Below are 8795 nucleotides of genomic sequence, written 5' to 3'. Positions count from 1 at the left end.
GAGCGAGAGGTAGCCGAGCCCCAGCTGCTGCAGGCGCTCTATGGGCTCGCGCATCTCGGCCACGATCGAGGCCGCCATGGGCTGCATGGCCTCTGGCATGAGCGAGGGAACCGTGGGCACCCACGCGGCGAGCTCGTCGAGCGTCATGCGCGTCGCCTCGGCGAGGTTCATGCCGTCGAGCAACGTCCCGCGAGCCGCGGCAGAAAGGCGCGTGCCGTGGCAATCCGGACACACGCCCTCGCGCAAGAAGCGGCTCACGCGTGCCAAGCCCTTCTCGTCCTTCACCTTGGACAGAGCGTTTTCCACCGTGTACACCGCATTGAAGTAGGTGAAGTCGAGCTCCGCGAAGTCGTCACCCTTCTTGGGGCGGTAGAGGATGTGCTTCTTGACGGCGGGGCCATGAAAGACGATGTCGCGCTCCTCGGGCGTGAGCTCACAGAACGGCACGTTGGTGCGCACGCCCATGGCGCCGCAAACCTGCTTCATAAGATCCCACATGAGCGAGCCCCACGGCAGCACCGCGCCGTCGTCGATGGAGATGGACTCGTCCGGCACGAGCGACGCCTCGTCCACCGTGCGCACGATACCCGTACCGCCGCAGGTGCCGCTGTTGAACGCGAGGTCCTCCGCTCCCGGGCCCATGAAGTGCGCCCCGCACGCAGGGCAGACGGTCTCCATACCGAGCGCGACGTCCATGCTGGGCGGCACGTGCTCGCCACAGACGGGACATATATGGCTGCCAAGCCGTGAGAACAAAAGGCGCAGGTAGTTGAGCAGTTCAGTCGAGGTGCCGAATGTCGAATGCACACCGGGGATACCAGGGCGCTGGCGCAGCGCGAGCGCCGCAGGCACATGGAGCACCTCGTCCACCGTGGCGCGCCCGGTCTGCGCGATGCGCCGGCGCGTATACGTGGAGAGCGCGTCGAGATAGCGACGCGACCCTTCCGCATAGAGCGTGCCGAGCGCGAGTGAGCTCTTGCCCGAACCGGAGACGCCCGCGATGCCCACAAGGCAACCGAGCGGGATATCGACGTCGATGTTCTTCAGGTTGTGCACGCGCGCGCCGCGTACCTCGATATGATCGGGGCTCACGCGGTGCCCCTGCATTTCCGCGTCGCGCGCGCGACCGGGTTCTTCGACCATACCTATGACCTAACCTTCAAACGCCTCTGCGCAGTCGCGCAGCCAGTCGATGATCTCGATATGCTGCGGGCACGCCGCCTCGCACTGGCCGCACGCGATGCAGTCGCCGGCGCGACCGGCGCCCTCGGCACCCACCGCCTCTTCGTAGCTCTTGCTCGCCTCGTCATGAAGCCCCCATACAAGCTGTTTGTTCCGCGCGGAAAAGATTCTGGGGATCGGGATATGCATGGGGCAGCCGTCCGTACAATAGCGACATGCCGTGCAGGGGATGGATTCGATGCTCGCGAATGCCCGCTGCACCGCCGCGATCACCGCTTGTTCCTCATCCGAAAGCGGCTCGAAGTCGCGCATGAACGAGATGTTGTCGTCGATCTGCTCGAGGTTCGACATGCCCGAGAGCACGGTGATGACTCCCTCGAGCGAGGCCGCATAGCGGATCGCCCACGACGCGAACGAAGCGCTAGGGTTTGCCGTGCGCAAGAGCTCCTGCACCTGTGGGATGGGGTTCGCAAGCATACCGCCCTTTACCGGCTCCATGATGACGATAGGCTTGCCATGTTTGCGCGCGACCTCGTAGTTCGCGCGCGAGGCGACCTCGGGATGCTCCCAATCCGCATAGTTGATCTGCAGCTGGACGAGCTCCGCATCTGGATGCTTGGTAAGGAGGGTATCCAAAAGCTCCGGGCTCCCGTGGAACGAGAAGCCCCAATGGCGCACGAGGCCGCGTTCCTTCTGCTCCTTCATGAAGTCCCATAGGCCGTACTCATCGTACTTCGCCACATTCGAAGGCTGAATCGCGTGGAGCAGGTAGTAGTCGAAGTACCCCGCGCCCGTGCGCTCCAAGCTCACCTCGAGCTGACGGCGCGCATCTTCCGCCGATGTCGCGACGTGGGTGTTGACCTTGGTGGCGACGGTGAACGCCTCGCGGGGATAACGGTCGACGAGCGCCTCCTTCAGCGCGCGCTCCGAGCCGCCGTTGTCGTAGACGTACGCCGTATCGAAATATGTGAGGCCGGCATCCATGAAGCGGTCGACCATGTCCTTCGTCTGTTCGATATCGATCGCACCATCCTCGAGCTTGGGCAGGCGCATGAAGCCGAACCCGAGCTTCGGCGTGCTCTCTCCCAGATACCGTTCGTCACCCATGATGATCCCTTCTCATCCCTTGCTGGAATACGTCCAGTATATTCCCCAAATGCGACCGTCGCGCCCGATTCATGCGACAGGCGCTCCCGCAGCATCGGCAGTTGGGTTATTTGTCGTATGCGAGCCGGGCAAGGCGCCGCGTGGTACCCTGATACCAAAGAGCCCAGCACGGCCGCAACCAAAGGAGGATGCTGTGGGCGAGCTCTTCTTGGCATTTCAGGGCATCGTGACAAACAAGTTCTTCGGCAGCGTCTTCTGGGGCGTGCTCATCGCTGCCGTGACCATCGTCGCCTCGCGGTTCGCCGCGCGCGCCATCCGCCACATCCTGCGCCGTGACGGCAACCCGCTGCCCACCGCGACGATCATCGTGAACATCGTCCGCGCCACCATTTGGGTCATCGGCGGGAGCATCATCCTCGATTCGTGCTTCGGGGTGAACACGAGCTCGCTCATCGCGGCCCTCGGCGTTGGCGGTATCGCCGTGTCGCTGGGCTTTCAGGATACGCTCGCCAACCTTATCGGCGGGCTTCAGGTCACGTTCATGGGCATCGTGAAACCAGGCGACAACATCGAGGTCGGCGACGAGCGCGGCGTCGTGCAGGACGTCACCTGGCGCCACACCACCATTCGCGACAACCTCGGGCAGACGGTCATCATCCCCAATTCGATCATTTCGACCACCGCGCTCGTGCATCTGCTGCCCGCGAACCGTGTGATCGTGCCGTTCGCGATTCCGCGCGAGGGCGTGGCCGGACGCGAGACGCCACCCGAGGACGTCGACGAGCTCTCCCGTGCCATCGAGGATTGCGCGCGCGAAGCAGCCGCCGAGGTCTCGCCCGTCATCGACGGGCCGCGCGTGTACTTCGCCGAGATTGACGTGCTGGGCATTCGCGGAAAAGTCATCCTGCAGATCGAGAACGCTTCGCAGGTCGCCATCGCGGCCGATGCCGTGGTGCGCGCACTTGCTCGCACCGTGGGCTAGACCATAGGTTGGTTGGAGACGGGTTCATTTCAACCCACGACCGCCCGCCGGGCTACCGCTTTCCCTTGGACGCACGGGAGCGCAGACGGCGCACGTCGTTCCGAACGTTATCGACCGTGCGCGGCTTGAGCACGCGCATGGCTCCCGAGACGTCGATGCCCGTGACGAGGTTTGCCGCCCATAGGAAGAACGCGAGCACGCCGATCGGTACCACGCAGGTCGTGAGGATAAGCACCGCGAAGCCGTCGATGAGATCGCTCACGCTGTTCAGCAGCTCGTCTGTGAGGTCGCTCGCGGCGTTGCCCAGAAGCTCGGGCACGCTCGAGAGGAAATTCCAGGCGTCGACGAAAGGATTGCCCGTGGCCTCTTCGGCATCACCCGCCTCACCGGCTGAGTCTTCCCCTGCAGCCACCTCTCCCGAAATCTCCTCGGTCGAGATGGAGAGGTCGTACGTGCGCTCGATCATGTCGGTGACCGCCACGCTTGCGGGGACGGTGATCACGAGCACGATACCCATGAGGAAGAGCTTCGTCGCCACGCCGCCGAGCGTGACCCAGATCTGCGAGCGACGTCGCGTGAGGACAACTGCCACGAGCAGCGCGCAGGCCACAGGCACCAGGATACCGAACGCCGTGAACCCGAAGATGGTGAGCAGGTACTTTTCGATATAAATGGCAATGAGCACGATCGCGAGGTCGCCGCTCAGGTCCATGAGGCGCTCGGCGATGGGCGTGCCGGTGTCGTCCGGGATCGCGGTGATTGCCGCGGAAGCGCCAGTCGCCGCCGCGGTGAGTCCGAGAACGACGTTGCGCTTCTCGTCGAGTCGCTCGACGGTGTGCGCATAGGCGGCAGGGTCGGAGAAGTGCGCGCGCATGGGAAACGCGGAGATGAGCGCCACGACGACGAGCGCGACGATGATCGCCGCCTCGACCGGCGTGACGAAACGCTTGTCGCGTCGCGCAGGAGGCAGCGGGTCGCCCGGGCCTTCCGGCACATAGTAATCTGGTTCATACGTGTTGAGCATGCGCTCTTCCTCGTACCCGCGCATCGTAGCTCCCTTCATCCGCCACGCGACAGCCTGACGCCAAGCGCCAGATTACCACTGGCTGCAACTCATCCGCCTACCTGCCCGAGAGCTTCCGCAGGAATTCCGCGCGCTCACCGGGCGTCGAGGTGTCCATGCCTCCGAAATTCTCCCACGTACCGCGCCCGATGCCTAGCTGCCAAAGCGTGCCCTCGATGAACATGCGCTGGATGGCGTCGCCCGTGTGCTCGCGGATGAACTCCGTGGGGTTCGATGAGGCGGTGTAGACCTCGGCGGATTCGATGTAGGTGAGCGTGCCTATGAGCCCCTCGCCGGTGGCTTCCCACGAAAAGCCTGATAGGAGCACCTTGTCGAGCCAGCCCTTGAGCATAGCGGGGACGTCGTTCCACCAGATGGGGAATATGAACACGAGGCGGTTGCAGCCGGCGATGAGCTCTTGATAACGCGTCACGAGCGGATCGAGCGCCGTGCCAGCGTTGTATACCGCAAGCTCATCGCGGGAGAGTACCGGGTCGAAGCCGTCGACATAGAGATCGATCACCTCGTACGGCGTGCCCTCGCGGTCATAGCGCTCACAGAGCGTCTCGAGCATGGCGTGGCAGAAACTCTGTTCGTAAGGGTGGCAGTAGACGATGAGGGTGTGCATGGGGTCTCCTTGGGGTTAAGCCACAATAATCGCACTCTTGGTCGGTTTCAAAATCGCCGCATACAACTTCGACGTTACCGCTATAGGTAAAGGCATAGTTCGTCATATGACAATAGGGGCACTCCCAATCGAAGCTGATAAGACCTCCCGTATCATCAATATCCACCTTAACATCTGTAGCTCTAACACGCTTCATAGCAAATCATCCTTATAAACTGGAGAAAGTAAGGATGTTTGAAACATACCCTTTCCCTTGCCGCAACATCCGCACCATCTTGTCCTACCAACGTTTGTTCATTTGCAACGAGTTCACAATTGACGCGACGCCGGGATCATTACCCCCCCTCGGCACAAGCGACGGGGTGAGCGCGGCGAGGCACAGCGCCTCGGGAACGAACTCGGCAAGCTGCCAATCCACCATGCCGGGTTTCCAGACGCAGATTTCCTTGGTTATACGTTTTTCGACGTTGAAGCGAGGAAGCCCGAGGGCGGCGAGCGGGTCTACGTATACGCCATCGGAAACCGATCTGAAGTACGGCTGACCTTCTACGAACAAAAGACGTATGCTTATGCCAACACGCCACGAGGTGCGCGGCGACGCATGGCAACGCGTGCATCGGCAGAATGAAGGAGCGGCTATGGCATCTCAGCAGCACGATATCGTCTTCATCAACGCGACCGTCCTCGACGGATCGGCGGATATGCAGCCCCATCCCGGCTGCATCGTCGCAGTGCACGACGACAAGATCGCCCAGGTTGCCGAAGCACCCGCCGGTGCGGATCCCGTCAGCCACGCGCGACACCTTGCTCCCGGCGCGCAGGTCGTCGACCTCGCCGGCGCGTACCTCATGCCCGGCCTCATCAACCTGCACGCGCACTTCATCGGCAGCGGCAAGCCTGTGAGCTCGGGCAATGCAAGCGGCCTTATCAAGCTTGCGCAGTCGAACCCCATCGGTCGCGCGCTCATCCACAAGCTCATCAAAACGGCCGTGCTCACGCAGCTCGCAAGTGGCGTGACCACCGTCCGCGGTGCCGGTGACCCCGCGCTTGGCGATATCTGGTGCCGCGATCAAATTCGCGCCAAAGCGTTTGCCGGCCCGCGCGTAATAGCACCCGGCACGGGCATCACCGTACCCGATGGCCATGGCGCCGGGCTCTTCGCCCAGGTAAGCGAAACGCCCGAGCAAGCTGCGGAGGCGGTGCGCGACCTCGCTGCCCACGGGGCGGATGTCATCAAGCTCTTCATCACGGGAGGCGTTTTCGACGCCACGAAGGTTGGCGAGCCCGGCGTGCTGCGCATGCCCGCCGCCATGATCGAAGCCGCCTGCTCGGAAAGCCATAAGCTCGGCTTGCCCGTGATGGCGCACGTCGAAAGCACGGAGGGCGTCCTTGCCGCGCTCGAGGGCGGCGTGGACACCATCGAGCACGGCGCGCCCATGACGCCGCGCATCGAGGAACTCTATCTCAACGGGTCAGGCAAGCAGCTCGCTGGCCGCAAACCCACGGTGACCTGCACCATCTCGCCGGCGCTCCCCTTCGTGAAGCTCCCGGCCGAGAAGACGCATTCCACCGAGGTGCAGAAGGTGAACGGAGACATCGTGTGCGCGGGCATCGTGGAGAGCGCGCGACGGGCACTCGAACTGGGCATTCCCGTCGGCCTGGGCACGGACTCCAGCTGCCCCTACGTCACGCACTACGACATGTGGCGCGAGGTGGCCTATTTCGCGAAGTACGCGGGCGTGAGCAATGCATTCGCGCTGCATACGGCCACGCAGGTAAACGCCGAGATTCTGGGGCTTGCCGATGTGTGCGGGCAGATTCGCGAGGGTCTTTCGGCAGACATCCTCGTCACGCGAGGCAACCCGCTCGAGGACCTGCGCGCGCTCAGCACGCCCGCCTATGTCATGGCTGGCGGTGCGCTGCTCGAGAACCCGCAGGTCAAGCGCATGCCGGAGCTCGATGCCGAACTGGACGAAATCCTCGCCGACACCGCTCCGCTCCCCACCACGGCAGAGCTAGCAGCTCGTGCGTAGGCGCATGCAATAGCGTAAAATAACCCCAGGGTTTTTTAACATCTGGATTGGCTCCAGATGTTAAAAACCCCTGGGGTTATTTTACGCCGCCTTACGGTACGTCCACCGAAAGCACCGTTCGCGAATGCGGCAGGTACGTAACGGTTGCGTCGCGGTCGTCTCGATTCCACGCATCGTAGAACGACCGGTCGATGGTGAAGACGCACGGCCGACCTTCGGCATCATCGCCCTCGAGCTGGTAATATCCGCTGTCTTCCCAGTCGACGTGAGCGTTCGTAAGCTCAACGCTACTCGGCGAGGCCAAGCACGGAATATCGAGTATGGGGTTGAGCACGAACTGCCATGCCAGCCAACCCATGATGACAAGAGCCGCAAGCGCCGCGAACGCGCGCTTCGCGGGATGCGCCACCTCCTTGACGCCTTCCGCGATGGGTCGCGCAAGCAGCGCGATGACGACAACGAACAACAACCCGACAAGATATGAGCTCACCACGCCGGGAATCCCCATGGTGAACATGCCGAACATGCGCAGGAGCAGCCAGACGAGCGCTGCGGCAGCGAGCACGCCGACCGAGAGGCATCCAATGAACTTGGCACGCGACGGTGGCTCGTAGAACGGGTCGTTCTCATCCTGCTCCACGCACTTGCGCACGAGCTCGTTGAACTCCTCCTGACTCATGTTCTTGAGCTCTTCGGGCGTCGGCGGCTCAACAAGGTCGTTTCGCATGCATATCTCCTATGCAAAAGTTCCCGAGAGATTTTTCACACGTGCCGCGCAGCAGACCACACGCTTTGCAAGCTCAGTTTACCTGCATCTACTCTATCGAAAGCACCGTCTCGGAATGGGGCAGATACGTCACGGTTGCGTCATGGTCGTTGGGATCCCACGCATCGCCGAACCCGCGGTCGACATCGAACGCGTGCAGGTTTCCCTCCGTGTCATACCCCTCTATCTCATAGAACACCGAATCGTTGACATTGTCGCTCGTGAAACTCACGTCGGTAAGCTCGATGGTATTCGGCGAGCCGAGGCACGGAATATCGAGCAGCGGATTCAAGATGAAGATCCAGGCGAGCAGAACCGTTACCACTATCGCGACAAGGCTTCCCAGGATTTTGACGCGCCATGTTTCCGCCGTGATAATGCCGCCCACCACGGGCACCGCAAGCATGGCGAGAATCAGGCAGCAGCACACCATGGAAAAGTACATCGTGATGACGCCGGGCATCCCCATGACGAAGAAGCCCATAGAACGAAGCACGATGCTCACAAAGCTCACGATGACGAGCAGCGCGATCACGCCGCATCCCGCGAGCAAGGCAACCGGCGCCGGCTCGCGCACCGGGCTCTCGTTCTCGTTATCAGCGTTGCGCATGCTCGCACGGGTTTCGTCCGCCTCGCCGCCCGCCATATCCCCTCCCGCATCGTTCGCAGCAAGGGAACCAGGCCACGCGACCCGGCTCCCCGCAAGCATTCACTGCAGATGGGAACGACTGTAGCACCAACGCGGGCTCCAGAAACGGCGCGAGCGGCCTCCGGTGCAAGCCCTTACGCACCCCTGACGCGACTCATGCGAAGCCCTTACCTCGCCCGATTCCCGCGAGCCGCCATATGCACCGCCGCCCGCGTAGCGCGTCTGCCGCTACAGCCGCGCCACCACGGCATCGCCCATGGCTGCGGTACCCAGCACGCACTCCGCCGGCGTCGACGCGTCCGCGATGTCACGCGTGCGGAGGCCGGCGTCGAGCACGGCCGTCACGGCAGCGCGGACGGCGTCCGCCGCCTCGCCCATGTCGAAG

The 8795-nt window shown here is 62.9% G+C and carries 8 protein-coding genes and 1 pseudogene; 2 read left to right on the top strand and 7 right to left on the bottom strand.

Annotation, left to right across the window (positions count from 1 at the left end):
- Both QZ079_RS05820 and QZ079_RS05815 read right to left on the bottom strand, forming a co-directional pair.
- A pseudogene (locus QZ079_RS05820) lies at window positions 1-1143 on the bottom strand (excinuclease ABC subunit UvrA); the annotation flags it as partial.
- A 9-nt stretch (window positions 1144-1152) separates the two neighbouring features.
- On the bottom strand, window positions 1153-2289 hold the full coding sequence (locus QZ079_RS05815) for an aldo/keto reductase (protein WP_297036284.1): 1137 nt from the start codon (window positions 2287-2289) through the stop codon (window positions 1153-1155).
- Window positions 2290-2482: 193 nt separating this feature from the next.
- Here QZ079_RS05815 and QZ079_RS05810 point away from each other — a divergent pair, with 193 nt between their 5' ends.
- Window positions 2483-3271 carry a mechanosensitive ion channel family protein gene (locus QZ079_RS05810; protein ID WP_297036281.1) on the top strand — a complete coding sequence of 263 codons (789 nt, stop codon included), beginning with the start codon at window positions 2483-2485 and terminating at the stop codon, window positions 3269-3271.
- A gap of 52 nt (window positions 3272-3323) precedes the next feature.
- On the opposite strand, the gene QZ079_RS05805 is transcribed toward QZ079_RS05810, so the two are convergent.
- The 3 genes from QZ079_RS05805 to QZ079_RS05795 form a co-directional block, all read right to left on the bottom strand.
- Window positions 3324-4319, bottom strand: coding sequence for a hypothetical protein (locus QZ079_RS05805; protein WP_297036278.1), 996 nt, complete (start codon window positions 4317-4319; stop codon window positions 3324-3326).
- Window positions 4320-4392: 73 nt separating this feature from the next.
- Window positions 4393-4962, bottom strand: a complete 570-nt coding sequence (locus tag QZ079_RS05800) for an NAD(P)H-dependent oxidoreductase (protein WP_297036274.1) — start codon at window positions 4960-4962, stop codon at window positions 4393-4395.
- A 280-nt stretch (window positions 4963-5242) separates the two neighbouring features.
- The gene (locus QZ079_RS05795) at window positions 5243-5518 is read right to left on the bottom strand and encodes a hypothetical protein (protein ID WP_297036271.1); all 276 of its coding nucleotides are present in this window, start codon (window positions 5516-5518) and stop codon (window positions 5243-5245) included.
- Between the two features lie 82 nt (window positions 5519-5600).
- Here QZ079_RS05795 and QZ079_RS05790 point away from each other — a divergent pair, with 82 nt between their 5' ends.
- Complete coding sequence (locus tag QZ079_RS05790) at window positions 5601-6995, top strand: amidohydrolase family protein (protein WP_297036268.1); 1395 nt, start codon at window positions 5601-5603, stop codon at window positions 6993-6995.
- Window positions 6996-7086: 91 nt separating this feature from the next.
- On the opposite strand, the gene QZ079_RS05785 is transcribed toward QZ079_RS05790, so the two are convergent.
- Window positions 7087-7722 (bottom strand): hypothetical protein, encoded by a 636-nt coding sequence (locus QZ079_RS05785; RefSeq protein ID WP_297036265.1) that lies wholly within the window; start codon window positions 7720-7722, stop codon window positions 7087-7089.
- A gap of 88 nt (window positions 7723-7810) precedes the next feature.
- The gene (locus QZ079_RS05780; RefSeq protein ID WP_297036262.1) at window positions 7811-8407 is read right to left on the bottom strand and encodes a hypothetical protein; all 597 of its coding nucleotides are present in this window, start codon (window positions 8405-8407) and stop codon (window positions 7811-7813) included.
- Window positions 8408-8795 lie beyond the last annotated feature (388 nt).

Source organism: uncultured Enorma sp. (assembly GCA_905210055.1).
Classification (GTDB): Bacteria; Actinomycetota; Coriobacteriia; order Coriobacteriales; family Coriobacteriaceae; genus Enorma.
Note: the sequence above shows the minus strand (reverse complement) of the source record. Positions and strands in the feature narration are given on the sequence as shown.

Coding starts and splice junctions, on each gene's coding strand:
- QZ079_RS05815 (WP_297036284.1), bottom strand. CDS start 2,289: ATGGGTGACGAACGGTATCTGGGAGAGAGCACGCCGAAGCTCGGGTTC.
- QZ079_RS05805 (WP_297036278.1), bottom strand. CDS start 4,319: ATGCGCGGGTACGAGGAAGAGCGCATGCTCAACACGTATGAACCAGAT.
- QZ079_RS05800 (WP_297036274.1), bottom strand. CDS start 4,962: ATGCACACCCTCATCGTCTACTGCCACCCTTACGAACAGAGTTTCTGC.
- QZ079_RS05790 (WP_297036268.1), top strand. CDS start 5,601: ATGGCATCTCAGCAGCACGATATCGTCTTCATCAACGCGACCGTCCTC.
- QZ079_RS05785 (WP_297036265.1), bottom strand. CDS start 7,722: ATGCGAAACGACCTTGTTGAGCCGCCGACGCCCGAAGAGCTCAAGAAC.
- QZ079_RS05780 (WP_297036262.1), bottom strand. CDS start 8,407: ATGGCGGGCGGCGAGGCGGACGAAACCCGTGCGAGCATGCGCAACGCT.